Origin of the sequence: Sphingomonas sp. TX0543 (genome assembly GCF_048565505.1) — a bacterium.
Lineage (GTDB): Bacteria > Pseudomonadota > Alphaproteobacteria > Sphingomonadales > Sphingomonadaceae > Sphingomonas.
Map to the genome: position 1 here is coordinate 166,264 of NZ_JBLZUS010000004.1, position 18,344 is coordinate 184,607.

An 18,344-nucleotide genomic window follows, 5' to 3' on the forward strand; every position below is an offset into this window, starting at 1 on the left:
CAGCCGTTCGCCGGTTGCGGCTCTGCCGATTTTAAATCTCGATCAAATTGGAAAGTGACATGAAAACGTTCATCTTGGCGGTATTTGCCGCTAGCCTCGCCGCGTCGGCAGCGACGGCGGCCACATCTGAAAATAAAAGCAATGGTCATTGGGAGTGGCGTTCCAATTACCAGCCGGGCCCGCGGGCGCCGCTTCAAGCCCCACGTCGCGTATGGGTTACGGACGTTCCCCAGTCGAGCGCCTGCGTGTGCCCGATGATGGAACGCGGTCGCGACGCCTGCATGTCAATGAAGGGCGGCCAGTCAACTTAAGCTGGCGAGCCTGAACAGGTGCCGGGCTCCGATCAACCATTTGGAGCCCGGCCATCATTGTGACATGAAGGGACTAGAGGGATGCGCGCATCCATGATGCTCGCGGTCGCCGCGCTCACGACGAGCGCCGCGCACGCGCAGACACTTACCTATGACCAAGCGCTGCGCGATGCGGTTGCCAACGCCCCGGGAGCGGTTGCCGGTCGCGCGGGGGTCAGCGCCGCCCAAGCCGATGCACGTGCGGCGGGAAGCCTTCCGGACCCCCGTGTGTCGATCGGAATCGAGAATTATCCTGTCTCTGGGCCACCCGCCTTCTCCCTATCCAGAGACGACATGACGATGGGGCGTGTCGGTTTCCAACAGGACCTACCCAACCTTGCCAAGCGTCATGCCGCGCAAGCGCAGGCACGCGCCGTGATCGCAACGGCAGAAGCATCGCAAGCGACCAAGCTCCGGGAGGTGCGATTGGGAGCGGGGCAGGCATGGATCGACCTTGCTTATGCCGAGCGTCGACTAGCTGCCCTCGACACCGTTCTGCTATTCCTTCGATCTCTCCCTTCCGCTGCGCGGGCCGCCGTGACGACCGGTTCGGTCCGCCCTGGTCAGACACTGACGACCGATCAGGAGATCGCGGCACTCGACGACCGCCGCGACGAGTTGATGGCCGCCGTTGCGCGCGCCCGCGCGATGCTGGCTCGCTGGACCGGCGTATCGGCGCCCGAGATTGCCGGCGATATGCCCGCGATCGATCTGGCTCCGGCGCGGCTGCGGGACGCGCTCAGCCTTCACTCCGACATGGTTCTCGCCGAGGCCGGTATTCAGCGCGCCCAGGCCGACGTGGATGCGGCGCGAGCGGAGAAGCGACCCGATTGGGGGGTAGAGGTAGCTTATCAACGCCGTGACCCCCGGTATGGCGACATGGTGTCGGCGGGAGTTTCGATGAGCCTGCCGCTGTTCGCTCGATCGCGTCAGAACCCGCGCATCGAAGCCCGCAAATCCGCACAGGCGCAGGCCGAGGCCGCGCGCGAAGAAACCCGGCGCACATTGGCAGCCGATCTGGAGGCCGCGCTGGCGGACCACCAAATGCATCACAGCCAATGGCAGCGCGCGCGCGACGTGCTCCTTCCGCTCGCTCGGAAGCGAGCCGATCTGGAGATAGCGAGCTACTCTGCCGGTCGCGCGAGTCTTGCGGATGCCATCGAAGCCAAGACCGCGCTCGCCGACGCCGAGCTGACCGTGCTCGACCGTGAGGCGCTCGTCGCCGCAGACTCTGTCCGCCTCACCATTACCTTCGGGAGCGCCGATCGATGAGCGACACTACCATTACCCGCGCCCGCCTTGTCACCGCGGTAAGCGCGCTGGTGCTGGTCGCAGGGGGCGTGGGCTTCGGGCTCGCGAAACTTGGCACGTCCTCGGCTGCCGATCAAACGGCATCCCCAGCCCCGCAGAAGAAGATCCTCTACTGGTATGATCCGATGATCCCGGGGGAGCGGCACGACGGCCCGGGTCTCTCGTCGATGGGGATGAAACTGATCCCCCGCTATGCCGACGAGGGCGCAGGCGGTAGCGCCGCACCGGGCGTAGCGATCGATCCGGCCAGCCTCCAGCGGCTCGGCGCGCGGATCGTCACGGTCGAACGCGGATCGTTGTCAAACTCGGCCTCGGCAACCGGCAGCATCGAGTTCAATGACCGCAACGTTGCGGTCGTGCAGGCACGCAGCGGCGGCTTCGTTCAGCGCGTCTATGCGCGCGCGCCAGGCGATGTCGTGCCGGCAGGCGCCCCGCTCGCCGATATCCTTGTGCCCGAATGGGCGGGCGCGCAGGCGGAGTATCTCGCCGTGCGCCGCACCGGGGATGCCGGGCTCACGCGGGCGGCACGAGAGCGCCTGTTGCTTCTCGGGATGCCCGCCGGATCGATTGCATCGGCGGAGTGGCGCGGCCGACCGCAAGGTGTGACGACGATCAGCACGCCCGTGGGGGGCGTCATCAAGACGCTCGGCGTCCGACAGGGGATGACGGTCGCGCAAGGACAGACACTGGCGGAGGTGAACGGCCTCGCCACCGTGTGGCTGAACGCGGCTGTCCCTGAGGCCCTCGCAGGAAACCTGCGGATCGGCACGCCCGTCATCGCCACGCTGGCGGCTTTCCCGGGCGAAAGCTTCAGGGGCCGCATCGCTGCGATCCTGCCCCAGGCCGAGGCAGCGAGCCGCACGCTCACAATCCGCGTCGAGCTCCCCAACCGTGCCGGCCGGTTGCGCCCCGGTATGTTCGCCAGCGTGGCGCTCGACCAGGGGAGCCGCGATGCACTCCTTGTTCCGAGTGAGGCCGTGATCCGGACCGGCCGGCGCACACTCGTCATGTTGGCAGGGCCGGGTGGACGCTTTCGACCCGCCGAGGTTCGCACTGGCGCAGAAGGCGGCGGCAAAACCGAGATAGTCGCCGGCCTGACCGAGGGTGAGAAGGTTGTGGCGTCGGGCCAGTTCCTGATCGACTCCGAAGCGAGCCTCGCTGGCCTCGATGCGCGTCCGATTGGTGTCGAAGCGTCACCCGCAACAAAGCCGGCCGTGAAACCCACCGCGTCGATCTACGAGACGGTCGGCAGCATCGAGGCGATCGATCGCAGTTCCGTCACCCTGTCCCATCAGCCCGTTCCGGCGATCGGCTGGCCGGCCATGACAATGACGTTCCGCGTCGCCGATCCCGCGTTGGTGCGTGGGTATCGCAAGGGTGAGCGGGTGCGGTTCGGCTTTGATCAACCCGCCGATGGTCCAACGCTGCGCCGCATGACGCGCGAGGCTGGGCGATGATTGCCGCGATCATCCGCTGGTCGGTCGCGAACCGCTTCCTCGTCGTCCTGGCGGCCATCGCGCTCGCCATGGCCGGGGTGTTCGCAATGCGTGCCACCCCCGTCGATGCGCTCCCCGACCTGTCCGACACGCAGGTCATCATCCGCACGAGCTGGCCGGGCCAAGCCCCGCAGATCGTCGAGAACCAGGTGACGTATCCGCTCACCACGACGATGCTGTCCGTGCCTGGCGCGAAAACCGTGCGCGGCTATTCGTTCTTCGGCGACAGCTACGTCTATGTCCTCTTCGAGGATGGGACCGACCTCTATTGGGCGCGCTCACGCGTGCTGGAGTATCTGAGCCAGGTGCAGGGACGGCTTCCCCAAGGCGCGCAGGCCGCGCTGGGTCCTGATGCGACGGGGGTCGGCTGGGTCTATGAATACACGCTGTTGGACCGCACCGGCCGCCGTGACCTGTCGCAGCTCCGATCCTTGCAGGACTGGTTCCTACGTTATGAACTGAAAACGCTGCCCGGCGTTGCGGAGGTGGCGAGCATCGGCGGAATGGTGAAGCAATATCAGGTGCTGCTCGACCCGACGCGGCTCGCCGCATTCGGTGTCACGCACACTCAGGCCGTCGATGCCATTCGCCGCGCCAATCAGGAGGCCGGCGGGTCCGTCCTCGAGCTGGGCGAAGCCGAATATATGGTGCGCGCGTCAGGTTACTTGCGCACCGTCGACGATTTCCGCGCGATCCCGCTCAAGGTCGCCGGTGCCGGCGTCCCCGTTACCTTGGGCGACGTCGCGTCGATCCAGATCGGCCCCGAGATGCGCCGCGGCATCGCCGAGCTGAACGGCGAAGGCGAGGTCGCGGGCGGAGTCGTCATCCTGCGTCAGGGCAAGAATGCACGGCAGACGATCGAAGCCGTCAAGGCCAAGCTCGCGGAACTGAAAGCGAGCCTTCCCCCGGCGTCGAGATCGTCACCACCTATGACCGCTCGCAATTGATCGACCGCGCGGTGGAGAATTTGACGGGCAAGCTGATCGAGGAGTTCGTCGTCGTCGCGATCATCTGCGGGTTGTTTCTGTGGCATGTCCGGTCTGCGCTGGTCGCGATCGTCACCTTGCCTCTGGGGGTGCTCGCGGCCTTGCTCGTCATGCGTGTGCAGGGGGTGAACGCCAACATCATGTCTTTGGGCGGTATCGCCATCGCGATCGGCGCGATGGTCGATGCCGCGATCGTGATGATCGAGAACGCGCACAAGCGGATCGAGCGATGGGAACACGACCATCCGGGCGTGGCGCTGGCGGGCGAGGAACGCTGGCGCGTCATCACCGAGGCCGCGGCCGAGGTCGGGCCGGCGCTGTTCTTCAGCCTCGTCATCATCACGCTGTCGTTCGTGCCGGTGTTCACGCTCGAAGCGCAGGAGGGACGGCTGTTCGCCCCGCTCGCCTTCACCAAGAGCTATGCGATGGCGGCAGCGGCGATCCTGTCGGTAACGCTCGTGCCGGTCCTGATGGGATGGCTGATCCGGGGACGCATTCCGGCCGAGAACGACAACATTATCAACCGCGTGCTCACCCGTGCCTATCGCCCGGCGCTCGACCGCGTGTTGGCGCGGCCTTGGGCGGCGATCGGCATCGCCGCCCTGGTACTGGCGACGACGGCATGGCCGCTGACCCGATTGGGTGGCGAGTTCATCCCGACGATGGATGAGGGCGATCTGCTCTACATGCCGTCCGCGCTTCCCGGCCTTTCGGCCGCGAGCGCCTCGGCCCTGCTCCAGCGCACAGACCGGCTGATAAAAACCGTTCCCGAGGTCAAAACCGTGTTCGGCAAAGCCGGGCGCGCCGAGACCGCGACCGACCCGGCACCGCTCGAGATGTTCGAGACGACCATCCAATTCAAGCCGCGCGATCAATGGCGCGCGGGGATGACGCCGGCAAAGCTGGTGGAGGAGCTGGACCGCACAGTGCGCGTGCCCGGCCTCACGAACGTATGGGTGCCTCCGATCCGCAATCGGATCGATATGCTCGCGACCGGCATCAAGAGTCCCATCGGGGTGAAAGTGTCGGGGTCCAACCTCTCCGAGCTGGACCGCATCGCCGGCAGCATCGAACGTGTCGCCAGGACCGTGCCGGGCGTCAGCTCGGCATTGGCAGAACGGTTGACCGGAGGCCGCTATGTCGATGTCGATATCGATCGGGTGACCGCGGGGCGCTACGGTCTCAACATCGCCGATGTGCAGGAGATTGTGTCCGGCGCGATCGGCGGCGAGACGATCGGCCAGACGGTGGAGGGCCTTGCCCGCTACCCGATCAGCGTCCGCTACCCCCGCGAGCTGCGTGACAGTCTGGAGGGACTGCGAACTCTCCCAATCGTCACCGCATCGGGTCAGCAGATCACACTCGGCACCGTCGCATCCGTGTCGATCGCGGAAGGTCCACCGATGCTCAAGACGGAAAATGGTCGACTCTCGACATGGGTCTATGTCGACGTGCGCGGGCGCGACCTGGCCTCCACGGTCGCCGATCTGCGCCGTGCTGTTGGCAAAGATGTTCGGCTCAGCCCCGGCGTCTCGATCGCCTATTCCGGACAATTCGAGTATCTGCAGCGTGCCGAGGCTCGGTTGATGCTCGTCGTGCCGGCGACACTCGCGATCATCTTCCTTCTCCTCTACCTTACCTTCGGTCGCCTCGACGAGGCGGCGCTTATCATGGGCACACTGCCCTTCGCGCTGACCGGCGGCATCTGGACATTATGGCTGCTCGGCTATGCGCAATCGGTCGCCACAGGTGTCGGGTTCATCGCGCTCGCCGGCGTGTCGGCGGAGTTCGGCGTCGTCATGCTGATCTACCTGAAACACGCATTGGCCGAGCGCGGGCCGTCACCGTCGGGCGAGCAAGTATCGGAAGCGATCAGGGAGGGCGCGCTGTTGCGGGTACGTCCCAAGGCGATGACCGTCGCTGTCATCGTCGCCGGGCTGTTCCCCGTGCTGATCGGGCATGGCGCCGGATCGGAGGTGATGAGCCGGATCGCCGCGCCGATGATCGGTGGAATGCTGACCGCCCCTTTCCTCTCCATGTTCATCCTGCCAGCCGCCTACTTGCTCTTGCGGCGGCGAGCTTCAACCCGCCCCGAAAGGAAGATCTGATGAAAGCCACTTTCTCCATGCGCGCCGCATTCATGCTACTAGTCACGCCGATCGCAGCGAGCGCTCTTGCTCAAGGCAGCAGGCCGGCTGCATCGGCTGTAAAATCCGGCAGCGGATCGGGGACGATCACTGCCGTCGACGCGAAAGGTGGAACCGTAACCATCAAGCACGGCCCGATCCCGACGATCGGCTGGCCCGCAATGACGATGACCTTCCGGGCATCCCCCCCGACCCTGCTCAAGGGACTGCGGTCGGGGCAGCGGGTCGCATTCACCGCCAAGGCGAAGGGTATGACGGCAGAAGTTACGGCGATCAGCCCGCATTGACGACGCGTGCCGACCTTCGCGTCAGTGCGCCATCGCCAGCACGGGCGGCGCAGCGATCATCCACAGCGCCATCGCGACCATCATCAGGTTTTCGGTGAGCGAGATGAAGCCGAGCGGCACGTTGCTGTCCCCGCCCACGCACGCGCATTTCAGCTCACGCTTGTCGATGTAGACGGCCTTGAACACCGACACCGCGCCGATCGTACCGATAACGAGCGCGACGGGCACCGACAGCCAGGTCAACGCGCCGGCTGCCATCAGGACGCCCGCCGCTCCTTCCGCGTAGGGATAGACATAGGAATAGGGCACCCAGCGCTTCGCGAGCAGATCGTAGTTGAGGAACATGCTCGAGAAGCTCTCGACGTTCTGGAGCTTGAGCATCGCCAGAGCGCACATCGAGAACGCGATGAACCATTCACCCGCCCGCACCGTGAAGGGCGTGCCGAGTACCGCATAGCTGGCGGCGAGCGCCATCAGCGCCGTCATCGCGAACACGGCAATCACCGGGCGATAGGTGACGGCCTTGGGGTCGCGGACCATCTTGCCGAAGAAGCGGCGCAGATCGTCATAGCCGCCGACCCGCTCCCCGGCGATAAAGATCTGCGGGGTCGTCTTGACGCCGTGCTTCGCCTTGAAAGCGTCGGTTTCTTCCCGCGTCATCAGCCAATGGTCATCGACCGCATAGCCTTCCCGGCGCAGAAGATCCTTCGCCTTCAGCCCGAAAGGGCAGGTATGTTCCGGCATCACCATCCGGTAGATCGTCGCCTGTTTGGCGGGGGCGCTCGCCATGCCGCTTCTCCAATATCCTCGCCCCGCCTATATAGGGTCCGTACCATAGTACGGAGTCAAGGCATGACCGGCATGACGATCGCGGCGCTCGCGCGCGAGGGCGGCGTCGGCGTCGAAACGGTGCGCTACTATCAGCGTCGCGGTTTGCTGGACGAGCCAGACCGGCCGACCGGGGCTGGCGCCGGAGGCGGCATCCGGCGCTACGGCACCGATGACGCCCGCCGCCTTCGCTTCATCCGCTCGGCGCAGGCAGCCGGTTTCACGCTCGAGCAGATCGGTGAGCTTCTGGCGCTGGATGCGACCGACGATCGCGCCCGCGCGCGCCAGCTCGCGGGCGAGCGCATTGCCGAACTGGATGCGAAGATCGAGGAGCTTGAGCGGGTGCGCGCCTCGCTTCGCCGGCTCGCACATGAATGCGGGTCAGGAGCGGAGGGACCATGCCCGATCCTGACCGCCTTCGAGGGCTAGCGGCACTCGACGGTCAGGTGCGCGATTTCATGAACCGGTGCGAGGCGGGCGCGGATATCGTCGCCGGTCACGCCCTGCCCGCCTACGACGCTGACGATCGCGGCGTGGGCTTCCGGACCGACGCGCCAGACATGAAGATCGGTGATACGCGCGTCGCCTGGCGCCTCGACCAACTCGCGCACTTCCTCCTCTACATGATGATCGGTCGCATCGAGCAACACGGACGCCGTGTCGCGCATCAGCGTCCATGACCAGCGCGCGATGACGATCGCACCGACGATGCCCATCACCGGATCCATCCAGACCCAGCCGAGATAGCGGCCCGCCAGCAGCGCGGCGATGGCGAGAACCGAGGTGAGCGCGTCGGCCAGGACATGGACATAGGCGGAGCGCATGTTGTTGTCACCGCCATGCGCGCCGTGCGCATGCCCGTGCCCGTGATGGTGGTCATGCCCGTGATGATGGTCGTGCCCGTGATGGTGCCCGCCCGAGAGCAGGAAGGCGCAGGCGATGTTCACGCCCAGACCGACCACCGCGATGAGCGTCGCTTCCCCGAATGCGACCGTGATCGGCTGAAACAGGCGAAGGATGGACTCGACACCGATCCCGAGCGCGATCAGGCCCAGCACCATCGCCGACGCGAACCCGGCCAGGTCGCCGACCTTGCCCGTGCCGAAGCTATAGGCCCGGCTGGAGGCATGGCGCTTGGCATAGGCGTAAGCGGCCGCGGCGACCCCGAGCGCGCCCGCGTGTGTCGCCATGTGAAAGCCATCGGCGAGCAGCGCCATCGAGCCGGTCAGATAACCGGCGATGATCTCCACCACCATCATCCCGGCGGTAAGCGCCACGACCCACAGGGTCCCGCGGGCATTGTCGTCGTGCGCCGCGCCCAGGAATACATGGTCGTGCGTGAAGGCGTCGATTTCGGGCAAAGCCGCCATGAAAAGCGTCCTATTTGGCGTAGCGGCGGATCACCGCCAGCAGTTCTTCGGCACCTGCCGCCCGCTCGGCATCATCGAGGCCGGGCCGCGACACATGCGCTTCGAGGTGTTCGGCGATAATCTCGTCCATGAGGCCATTCACCGCACCGCGCACGGCGGCAACCAGATGGAGCACGTCGGAACACGACGAGTCCGATTGAAGTGCTCGCTCGACCGCGCCGACTTGTCCGGCGATGCGACGAACGCGGGCGACCAGATCGACATTGGTTTGAGACAAATGTGACATAGGATACCCCCCTAGCCTATAGGCCAGTAAACAGCAAGTCGGTGTCAAAACCGTCCGTGGCTGTTGAAAAAACCTAGTAGACGCTAATCCTGTCCAGTTTGGTATAATTTTCTGGATATCTGTATAAGTAGTTTCGCTCCTAAATCGTTGTTAGGGGACCGATAGTATCGCTGCTGTCCATCCTGGCAGGGTCAGGTTGTTAGGTTCAAGAATGACACCATCATCGTCCGAAGTAAGCATCACAGTCGGCTTACCAGTGACAGTAACCTGCTGAACGTGTCTTGAAAAATTGATGGCAACAAAGACCGACCCGCGCCGATAAACGAACAAGGCCGGATGGTCTGGAAGAATGTCAACGTAACCGCTTGCTGCCAAATCAGGTTGGCGCAATCTCCAGCAAATGAGGCGGCGGTAGAAACCGAGGACGGAGCTGTTCTTGCTCGTCTGAGTTGCGACATTGATCGTATTGAAGTTCGGGTTCACCGGTATCCAGGGCTTCCCCCGCGTGAACCCCGCATTGGACAGAGAGGACCACTGCATCGGTGTACGAGCATTGTCGCGACTGGTTTGCGCGATGTCCCGAAGATAGCTGGCGGCGGGCACCTTTCCGGTTTCTACGTCGTCCTTCCACTGACCATGCACCTCGACGTCGTTGAACTCACCGATCTCTCGCACGCGAAATGGCGTGTTTTCGAGGCGGAGAACGCGGACACGGCTATCGCCATTCTCGATCAACATCAGGAGATTCGCGTCGTTCTCACCGACGTGCAAATGCCGGGCTCGATGGATGGTGTGAAGCTGGCGCATTATGTTCGCGATCGCTTCCCGCCTACCGTCCTGTTCGTCGTATCCGGCGACGCGCCAATCCCTGAAAGCGAATTACCTGCACAAGCGACGTTTCTGCCCAAGCCATTCGATCCGCACAGGCTACTACGCCAGATCGAGAGTATGGCACGGGCTTAACTATCCCAAAAACGATCGAGACTGTTGAAAAAGGCATATGTGTGAGCATCGTGGCGGATGGCTGTTGACGCCGGTCACCGGGGACTCGCTTCGTATCAGGCGGGCGCTGCCTGCCGCGCGAGCAGCTGGAGGTTGTAGGCCGCAGCCGCCATGGTGAACTCTTCGGCAGCTCCGGCGAGGCTACGTAGCTTGAGGGTTCGCAGGCCGAGGTTGCGTTTCAAGTGGCCGAACACGCGCTCGATCCGTTTTCGTCGGCGATGGGCCTGCACGTAAGCATCGGTGCCGGCAAGGGCGCGGACGGCGTCGCGAGCATCCTCGCTCACGAGGCGGGTGACGCCGCGTTTCTTGCCGATTGTGCATTGCGGCTTCAGTTCGCAGGCGGCGCAATCCGCCGGACGGCTTCGATAGACGCGGACCTGACTTGCCCGGTTGGTGCCGCAGTAGCTGAGCGGCTTGTTCGCCGGGCAGCGATAGGTGTCGGCCTCCCGGTCGTAGCTGAAAGCATCTCGGGTGAAGAAGGCGTCGCGTTGGCGGCCGCGGTCGATGACCGGAATGTACGGCGTGATGTTACGCTCGATCAGCCAGCCAAGCAGCGGACCACTGCCATACGCCTTGTCGGCCGAGAGGCTCGCAGGCGCGATGCCCAGCCTGGTTCCGGCGCGTGACACCAGCGTCCGGGTCGCCGCGACTTCGGCTGCAAAGCGCGCCGGTGTCGCTTCAACGTCGAGGATGCAGTCGGTATCGAGGTCGAGCAGCGGATTGATGGCGTAGGCATAACGTGCAGGACCGTGCTTGCAGGTGAGCGCCGCCTGCGGGTCGGTCGGCGAGATGCTGGCCGGCTCGACTGGCGCCGGTTCATCGGGACCCGGCGGCAGCGCGGCATCCAGCGCTGCCAAATATTCGGCGACAGGCCGCGACACAGTGTCCCTGCCACGAAGCTCATCTGCAGCGTCGGCGCCCTTCAGTCTCTTCTCGCGACTGGCGTCGGCCATGATCGTACTGCCGTCCACCGCCACGTCGCGCCCTGCCACCAGCCCGGCTGCTGCGCACTGTGCGACCACCTGCTCAAACAGCAGGCGATGCAGGTCACAGGCGCGGAACCGGCCGTGCCGGTTCTTGGAGAAGGTGGAGTGGTCGGGCACCCGGTCCGCCAGATCGAGCCGACAAAATCAGCGATAGGCGAGATTGAGATGCACCTCCTCGCACAAGCGCCGTTCCGACCGGATGCCGAACAGGTAGCCGACCAGCAGCATCCTGAGCATCATTTCCGGATCGATCGAAGGTCGCCCGCTCGCGCTATAGCTCGCTACCAGTGCCTCGCGCACGAAGCCGAGGTCCAACACGCTATCGATCCGCCGCAGCAGGTGGTCGCTCGGCACATGGTCGTCGAGCCGGAAGCCGTAGAACAGCGCACCCTGTGCTACTTGCCGACCCATCATATCCATGACCCTCCACCGCTATGCCGCAGTGAATCACGCCTTCATCGCCCTCGCAACCAGCCGTTTTTCAACAGTCTCGATCGTTTTCCGAACACTGGCGCGCTCCGGCCCTTTCCACTATCGACGTTTTCGTGCTGACCGACGCGCTACTAAGGCTCCGGGTGTCCTATGCGCGAGTGCTGATGGTGCTCGCTGCGGTGATGCTCGCCTCGGGCCCTAGCTTGATGATGTCGGCGAACCTAGCCGTCGCCGCTGCCGATCGAACGGCTCCCGTTGATCTCACGATGCTTATGGATGACACGCCCGACATAGGGCCTGTGGCGGACCCGCCGCCTCCCTTGGTCGGGGCGGTAAACCTCATCTTCATGGGTGTCCTGCCCGACGAACGGCTTACCGATCTGGTCAGCGTTCTTTTCGAGCGGCCGTCTTGGTCGCTGGCTTTCTGCGCTCCGCTGGCGTCCTGCTCGCCGCACGTTCCGAAGCGACCTCCAAGGTTCTGAGCCGAGCGGCGCTCTTGCGCTGAACGCGCCCGCACCTCGGGCGCGCCTTCCCGCTCGTTACGGTCTTTGCGGAGTGTTCCCGTGCCTGTCGATCATCCCTGCGCGCCCGCCCTGGCGCGCCGGTCGGCGCATCCTCCCGTCATCCGGCCTCGCCGGCTGATCGGGCTTGGCTGCGTCGCCGCCCTGCTTGCCTCGTCCTGCGCAACTGCGCCCTCCACGCCGGTCCAGCCGCAAGGCACGGGTGCGGCGTTTCGCGCCCGCTCGCTCGATGATCCCGGCCTGGCCGCGCTGGCGGCGCACGCCGGCTTTCCCGCATGGCCGCCCGAACGCCTCGACGGGCACGCGCTATCGCTGGTCGCGTTGGAGAACGGGCAAGCCGTCCAGCTCGCTCGCGCCAAGTGGCGGGTCGCGCAAGCGGCCGTGCTGACGGCCGGGCAGCGCCCCAATCCCACGCTTAGCCTCAACCCGGTCTATGCCACCGCAACCGCGCCCGGCGCGATTCCGTGGCTGCTCGCGGCGACGCTGGTCCAGCTAATGGAGACGGGGGGCAAGCGTCCCCTGCGGGTCGAGGCCGCCCGTTATCGGGCGGAAGCCGCTCGCCTCGATCTGCTCAGCACGGGACGGCAAGCGACGCAGACGGTCGATAGCCTACTGCTTGATCTGTCGGCCGCCCAAGCGCGCCTCGCCGCGCTCGACGCGCAAGTGACGGCCTATGCCGGGCTGGTCGAAGCCGCCGAAAAGAAGCTGCGGGTGGGCGAGGATTCGAGCGTGGCGCTAATGGCCGCGCGCGCGACGCTACGCCGAACGCAACTCGACGCCCAAGCGACCGCGGCGATGCAAGCCGACACGCTGCACCAACTCGCCATCGCGATCGGGCTCCCGGCCGAACGCCTTCTTATGTCCCGCCTGGCTTTGCCCCGGCTCGATGCGGGCCTGTCGCCCGGCTTCATCACCCGCGCGCGCGACGCCGCGCCGCTCAACCGCGCTGATCTGCTCGCCCGCCTCGCCGATTACGCCGCGGCCGATGCGGACCTCCGGTTGCAGCTCGCCGGGCGCACACCGAACATCGAAGCTGGCCCCAGCTTTGAATACGATCAGGGCGAGAAGAAATGGGGGGTCACGCTTGCGGCGAGCCTCCCCGTGTTCAACGCCAATGGCGGGCCGATCGCGGAAGCGCGGGCGGTGCGGACCCAGGCGGAACGCCAGTTCACGACGGCACAAGCGGCCGTGATCGGCGAAGTGGATCGGGCCGCGGAAGCCTATGCCCAAGCGGTCCGCTCGCTAGGCGTCGCCGAACGGCTGTATGCCGAGCAGGAGCGGCGCGCACGCGCCGTCGAAACGATGTTCGCCCGCGGCGAAATCGACCGGGTGGAGCTGCTGACCGCGCGCGCCGAACTCGCCGCGCAAGTCACCGGGGGGGCCGATGCGCGAGGCGCGGTCGCCAAGGCGGCGCTGGCGCTCCAAGCGGCCGCGCACCTGCGTCCGGACGGCTTCGATCCGGTCCCCCTGATCCTCTCGGAAGGCGAACGCTGATGCGCCGCAACCTCCCTCATACCGCCCTGCTCGCCGGGCTCGCCCTCCTCGTCGCCGCGGGTGGCGCGCTCGCCCTCCGAGCGGTCGGCCCCGACAACACCGCTGGCGCGGGTGAAGGCGCGGTGGAAAGCGCGATCAAGGTCACGGGCTCGGGCGCGCAAACCCAGATCGTCGTGCCGCGCTCGCTGCTCGGGACGGGCAATCTCGCCGTCGCGCCCGTCATGGCGGCGTCGCAAGCGCAGACCCGCAACGGGCTCGCGACCGTCATCTCGCTGCAACCTTTGTCGCAGCAACGCCAGTCGCTCGCGACCGCGACGGCCGAAGTGCGCCGGGCCTCGGTCGCGGCGGAAGCGGCATGGCTAGAAGCCAACCGGCTCGCACTGCTCCATGCGGATGGGCAAATCGCGTCGGCCAAGGCGCTCGAAGCGCAGCGCGCTACGGCCGCGACCGAAACCGCGGCGCTCGCCAACGCCCGCGCCCAAGTCGCGCTGCAAGGGGCGGGTGCGCGCGAACAGTTCGGGCCGGTGCTGGGCGGCTGGATCGTCCGCGACGCCGCGCCGCTCAACAGCCTGTTCGCCGGGCGCACGTTGCTCGTCCAGGTGTCGGGCGCGGACCTCGGCGCGAGTTTTCCGGCCCGCGTCGCGCTGATCCTGCCCGATGGCGGTCGGGTCCAGGCGTCGATCATCGGTCGCGCCGCACAAGCCGATCCGAAGTTCCAGGCGGCCGGGTTCTATGGGACCGTTCCCGCCCGCCCCGGCCTCGCGCCGGGGGTGAGCGTGCCCGCCGAAGTGCCGAGCGGTCCCCCTGTTCGGGGCGTCGCCGTGCCTGACGCCGCGATCATCCGCACGGAAGGGCGGTCGATCGTCTATGTCGAAACGCGGCCGGGGGTGTTCACCCCCACGCCGGTCGTCACCGGCGCGCGCACCTCGGCCGGGGTCATCGTCACTTCGGGCCTGCAACCCGGCGCGCGCGTGGTCGTGCGGGGTGCGCAGCTCCTGTTCTCTCAAAACCAGCAGGGCGCGGGAGGCGGCGAATGAGACCCACCGGCTTCATCGGCGGGCTTATCACGGGCTCGCTGCGGCACCGCTTCGTCGTCCTCGGCCTGGCGCTGCTGCTCGCCGCCTATGGCGTATTCCGCCTCGTCTCGGCCGACTACGACGTGTTCCCTGACTTTGCGCCGCCCCGCGCGTCGATCCAGACGGAAGCGCCAGGGCTGACCGCAGAACAGGTTGAGGCGCTGGTCACCCGCCCGATCGAAACGCGCATCCTGGGCGTGCCGGGGGTCGCCACGGTGCGCTCCCGCTCGGTGCAAGGCGTGTCGGACATTTCGGTGATTTTCGACGCCAGCGCCGATCTGTTCCGCGCGCGCCAGCAGCTCAACGAGTCGCTGGCGGGGCTGGGAAGCGAGCTGCCGCAAGGAATCGCGGTGCCGACGCTCGCGCCGCTTACCTCGTCCACGGGCATCGTCCTGATCGCCGGTGTCACGTCCAACCGCCTATCGGCAATGGAGTTGCGCACGCTCGCCGATTGGACGATCCGGCCGCGCCTGCTCGCCGTGCCGGGGGTGGCCCAAGTCTCGATCTATGGCGGCGACATCAAGCAATATCAGGTCGCGGTCGATCCCGCGAAGCTCGCCCGCTATGGTCTGTCCTTCGCCGAACTGGCGGCTGCGGTCCAGCGGACGTTAGGAGTGCGCGGCGCGGGGTTCATCGACACCGCCAACCAGCGCATCACGATCGAAGCGAGCGACCCCGCGGAAGCGACACGGCGGCTCGCCGGAACGGTCGTGGTCATGGGGCAGGGGCAGCGGCTCACGCTCGCCGATATTTCCAGCGTCGAAGCGGCCCCGGCTCCGGCGGTCGGAGCGGCGCTCATCGACGGCCGCCCCGGCCTTCAGCTTCTCATCTCCGACCAATATGGCGCGAACACGGTCAAGGTCGCGCAAGCGGTCGAGGCGGCGATCGGCGACCTCAACGCCGAATTGAAGCCCCAAGGAGTGGTGATCCGCCCGGACCTGTTCCGCCCCGCCGGGTTCATCGCCACGGCGCTCGGCAACCTGCAACTCGCGCTGGGCGTGGGCGGCGTGCTGGTCATCGCCGTCGTCTTCCTATTCCTCTGGAACATCCGCATGGCCGTGATCGCGCTCACCGCCATACCGCTTGCGCTCTTGGCCGGGACGCTGGTGCTGGAGCTGCTCGGCTACAGCCTTAACACCATGACGCTGGGGGGCCTCGGCATCGCGGTCGGCCTCTTGGTCGACGACGCGGTGATCGTGGTCGAGAATGTCTATCGCCGCCTGCGCCTCGCCCGCGACGCGGGTGAGGACGCGGCTATAAACGACGCGATCGGCGCGGCGACGTTCGAGGTGCGCAGCGCCGTGGTCTATGCCACCATCGCCATTGCGCTAATCTTCGTCCCCGTGCTCGCCATTCAGGACGTGGCCGGGCGGCTGTTCGGGCCGCTGGGGCTCGCCTACATCCTCGCGACGCTCGCCTCGCTCGTTGTGGCCCTCACGGTCACCCCGGCGCTCTGCTCGCTCCTGATCCGGCCCGATCGGCTGCCGCATGACGAACCAGCGCTGACGCACCGGCTCAAGCGGAGCTATACTGGCCTCCTCGGCCGCGTCGATCGCAACCTCGGCCTGACCGCGGCGCTGGTGATCGGCGCGTCGATCGCTGTGTTCTCGGTCGTGCCGCGGCTCGGCACCGCCTTCATCCCTGAACTGAAGGAAGGGCATTACGTCCTCCAAATGCAGCTCGCGCCTGGCAGCTCGCTCGCCGCCTCGGAAGCGGTCGGCCGCCAGGTCGCCTCGGCCGTGCTGCGCGCGCCCCATGTGCGCAGCGTCTCGCAACGCACCGGCCGCGCCCAGGCGGGCGCGGAAGTGGCGGGCGGGCCGGAGTTCAGCGAACTCGACATTGACCTCGAACCGACCGACGCCGAAGGGCAGGAAGCCGCCGAAACCGCCATCCGCCACGCGCTCGCCGGGATACCCGGCCCGGTCTTTGTGCTGCGCACCTTCCTCACCGATCGCCTCGGCGACGTGATCTCGGGCGATACGGCCCCGATCGTCGTCCGCCTGCACGGGGAGGATTTGGACGCGCTCGATCGCGCTGCCGCGATGGTCACCGAAGCCGTCCGCGCCGTGCCCGGCACGGTCGATGTGGTGCAGGCGAGCCCAACCGGCGCGCCCAAGCTGGTCGTCAAGCTGCGACAGGACGCGTTGGTGCGCTGGGGGTTCAACCCGCTCGACGTGCTGGATCAAATACAGGCCGCCTATCAGGGGCAGGTCGTCGGCCAAGTTTATGAAGGGGAGCGAGTCTTCAACGCGGCGCTGATCCTTAGCCCCTCGCTACGGTCCTCGCCCGAAAGCGTGTCGAGCCTGCTGCTCAAGTCGCCCGATGGTGCGTTCGTCCCGGCCGCGCAGCTTGCCGACATAAGCGAGGCGAGCGGCCGCTATGAGGTGGTGCATATCGCGGGCCAGCGGGTCCAAACGGTCACCGCCGGCACGACCGATGCCAATGTGGGGGCGGTCACCGCCCGCGTCGCCGCCAAGGTGAACGGCCTGAAGCTCCCGGCCGGAGTGACAGCCGGAATCGAGGGCGCCGCGGCCGAACAGGCGAAGTCGGCGCGCACCCTGCTCATCAATTCGATCCTGGCCGCGGTCGCGATGCTGCTGCTGCTCTCCCTGACCGTGCCGCGGGGGCGCAATCTCGGCCTCGTGTTCCTCAATCTGCCCTTCGCGATGGTGGGCGGCGTGCTGGCGCTGTGGCTGACGGGTGGGATCGCCTCATTGGGCGCGCTGGTCGGGTTCGTCACCCTGTTCGGGATCACGCTCCGCAACGCGATCATGATGGTGTCGCACTATGATCTGCTGACACGGGAGGAAGGTCACGCCTGGAACATGGCGACTTCGATCGAAGGTGCGGCCGATCGGCTCGCCCCGATCCTGATGACGACGCTCGCGACGGCGTTCGGGCTGCTGCCGCTCGCGATCGGAAGCGGCGAGCCCGGCCGCGAGATCGAGGGGCCGATGGCGGTCGTGATCCTGGGCGGCCTAGTCAGCTCGGCCGCGCTCAACCTGCTCGTCCTGCCCGGCCTCGCGCTCCGGTTCGGGCGGTTCGGCCCGGAGCCGTCTAGTTCCAATAAGCGCGTGGGAGAAGGAACGTGAACGCGTCTGTTTCGCCCGGGCTGCGCCGTGTAGTCCGCGCGGTTGCCCTGCTCAACATCGGCTATTTTGGAATCGAGTTCGCCGTCGCGCTCGCGATCGGGTCGGTGTCGCTGTTCGCCGATAGCGTCGATTTCCTGGAAGACACGTCGGTCAACCTGCTCATCCTCCTTGGGCTGGGATGGTCCGCCCGCAACCGGGCGAAGCTCGGGATGGGGCTGGCTGCGGTCCTGCTCGTGCCAGGCGTCGCGACAGTCTGGACCGCTTGGGAGAAGTTCAACCACCCTTCACCGCCCGAGCCGTTCACGCTCGCCGTAACCGGCCTGGGGGCGTTGCTCGTCAACCTGACCTGCGCGCTCATGCTCGCGCGCCACCGCCACGGGGGCGGGAGCCTCACACGGGCGGCGTTCCTGTCCGCCCGCAACGACACGCTCGCCAACGTCGCAATCATCGTCGCGGGCCTGGTCACCGCCTTCCTGTGGCGCTCGGCTTGGCCGGACCTGATCGTAGGGCTCGGAATCGCGTTGATGAACATGGACGCGGCAAAAGAGGTCTGGGAAGCCGCGCGCGAGGAACATCGTAACGCGGGCTGACGAGGCCTCGCCGTCCGTAAAACGGACGGGGCTGTTGAAAAATGCACCGCTGGCGCTCGGTACGTTTGGGGGCGGAATGACACCCCAAGG

At 66.5% G+C, this 18,344-nt stretch carries 14 protein-coding genes and 2 pseudogenes; 11 read left to right on the top strand and 5 right to left on the bottom strand.

The annotated features are described in order from the left end of the window. The first annotated feature begins 392 nt into the window (after positions 1–392). From ACM61V_RS20425 to ACM61V_RS20440, 4 genes and pseudogenes are all read left to right on the top strand, one after another. Positions 393–1,622 carry a TolC family protein gene (locus ACM61V_RS20425; RefSeq protein WP_017980777.1) on the top strand — a complete coding sequence of 410 codons (1,230 nt, stop codon included), beginning with the start codon at positions 393–395 and terminating at the stop codon, positions 1,620–1,622. After that, positions 1,619–3,118: an efflux RND transporter periplasmic adaptor subunit gene (locus ACM61V_RS20430; RefSeq protein WP_061780583.1), complete on the top strand. Its 1,500-nt coding sequence runs from the start codon at positions 1,619–1,621 to the stop codon at positions 3,116–3,118. Before ACM61V_RS20425 ends, ACM61V_RS20430 begins: the two co-directional genes overlap by 4 nt. Further along, a pseudogene (locus ACM61V_RS20435) lies at positions 3,115–6,251 on the top strand (efflux RND transporter permease subunit). The gene ACM61V_RS20430 and the pseudogene ACM61V_RS20435 overlap by 4 nt, the downstream one beginning before the upstream one ends. Then, positions 6,251–6,577: a copper-binding protein gene (locus tag ACM61V_RS20440; RefSeq protein WP_017980774.1), complete on the top strand. Its 327-nt coding sequence runs from the start codon at positions 6,251–6,253 to the stop codon at positions 6,575–6,577. Before ACM61V_RS20435 ends, ACM61V_RS20440 begins: the two are co-directional and overlap by 1 nt. A gap of 21 nt (positions 6,578–6,598) precedes the next feature. Here the strand turns inward: ACM61V_RS20440 and ACM61V_RS20445 are convergent, their stop codons facing one another. Next, complete coding sequence (locus tag ACM61V_RS20445) at positions 6,599–7,366, bottom strand: glutaredoxin family protein (protein WP_017980773.1); 768 nt, start codon at positions 7,364–7,366, stop codon at positions 6,599–6,601. A gap of 63 nt (positions 7,367–7,429) precedes the next feature. Between ACM61V_RS20445 and ACM61V_RS20450 the strand changes: the two genes are divergently transcribed. Continuing rightward, positions 7,430–7,834, top strand: a complete 405-nt coding sequence (locus ACM61V_RS20450; RefSeq protein WP_017980772.1) for a MerR family transcriptional regulator — start codon at positions 7,430–7,432, stop codon at positions 7,832–7,834. Here the strand turns inward: ACM61V_RS20450 and dmeF are convergent. The 3 genes from dmeF to ACM61V_RS20465 all read right to left on the bottom strand — a co-directional run bounded on the left by dmeF (position 7,831) and on the right by ACM61V_RS20465 (position 9,868). Then, positions 7,831–8,775 (bottom strand): CDF family Co(II)/Ni(II) efflux transporter DmeF, encoded by a 945-nt coding sequence (gene dmeF / locus ACM61V_RS20455; RefSeq protein ID WP_419714634.1) that lies wholly within the window; start codon positions 8,773–8,775, stop codon positions 7,831–7,833. The genes ACM61V_RS20450 and dmeF overlap by 4 nt on opposite strands. A 10-nt stretch (positions 8,776–8,785) precedes the next feature. After that, complete coding sequence (locus tag ACM61V_RS20460; protein WP_081609170.1) at positions 8,786–9,061, bottom strand: metal/formaldehyde-sensitive transcriptional repressor; 276 nt, start codon at positions 9,059–9,061, stop codon at positions 8,786–8,788. Positions 9,062–9,211: 150 nt separating this feature from the next. Continuing rightward, on the bottom strand, positions 9,212–9,868 hold the full coding sequence (locus ACM61V_RS20465; RefSeq protein WP_419714635.1) for a DUF3459 domain-containing protein: 657 nt from the start codon (positions 9,866–9,868) through the stop codon (positions 9,212–9,214). Here ACM61V_RS20465 and ACM61V_RS20470 point away from each other — a divergent pair. Then, a complete protein-coding gene (locus ACM61V_RS20470) occupies positions 9,785–10,024 on the top strand; it encodes a response regulator (RefSeq protein ID WP_419714707.1) in 240 nt (79 codons plus the stop codon). The two genes, ACM61V_RS20465 and ACM61V_RS20470, sit on opposite strands and share 84 nt — an antisense overlap. A gap of 95 nt (positions 10,025–10,119) precedes the next feature. On the opposite strand, the pseudogene ACM61V_RS20475 reads toward ACM61V_RS20470, so the two are convergent. Further along, positions 10,120–11,463 (bottom strand): annotated as a pseudogene (locus tag ACM61V_RS20475) (transposase). Positions 11,464–11,624: 161 nt separating this feature from the next. Between ACM61V_RS20475 and ACM61V_RS20480 the strand changes: the two are divergent. From ACM61V_RS20480 to ACM61V_RS20500, 5 genes are all read left to right on the top strand, one after another. Continuing rightward, positions 11,625–11,963: a hypothetical protein gene (locus ACM61V_RS20480; RefSeq protein ID WP_419714636.1), complete on the top strand. Its 339-nt coding sequence runs from the start codon at positions 11,625–11,627 to the stop codon at positions 11,961–11,963. 81 nt (positions 11,964–12,044) lie between these two features. Next, positions 12,045–13,496 (top strand): TolC family protein, encoded by a 1,452-nt coding sequence (locus ACM61V_RS20485; RefSeq protein ID WP_419714637.1) that lies wholly within the window; start codon positions 12,045–12,047, stop codon positions 13,494–13,496. Then, the gene (locus tag ACM61V_RS20490; protein ID WP_419714638.1) at positions 13,496–14,533 is read left to right on the top strand and encodes an efflux RND transporter periplasmic adaptor subunit; all 1,038 of its coding nucleotides are present in this window, start codon (positions 13,496–13,498) and stop codon (positions 14,531–14,533) included. Before ACM61V_RS20485 ends, ACM61V_RS20490 begins: the two co-directional genes overlap by 1 nt. Then, positions 14,530–17,664: an efflux RND transporter permease subunit gene (locus ACM61V_RS20495; RefSeq protein WP_419714639.1), complete on the top strand. Its 3,135-nt coding sequence runs from the start codon at positions 14,530–14,532 to the stop codon at positions 17,662–17,664. Before ACM61V_RS20490 ends, ACM61V_RS20495 begins: the two co-directional genes overlap by 4 nt. Next, entirely contained in the window at positions 17,661–18,254 is a 594-nt protein-coding gene (locus ACM61V_RS20500) for a cation transporter (protein ID WP_419714640.1), read from the top strand. The genes ACM61V_RS20495 and ACM61V_RS20500 overlap by 4 nt, the downstream gene beginning before the upstream one ends. The last annotated feature ends 90 nt before the right edge of the window (positions 18,255–18,344 follow it).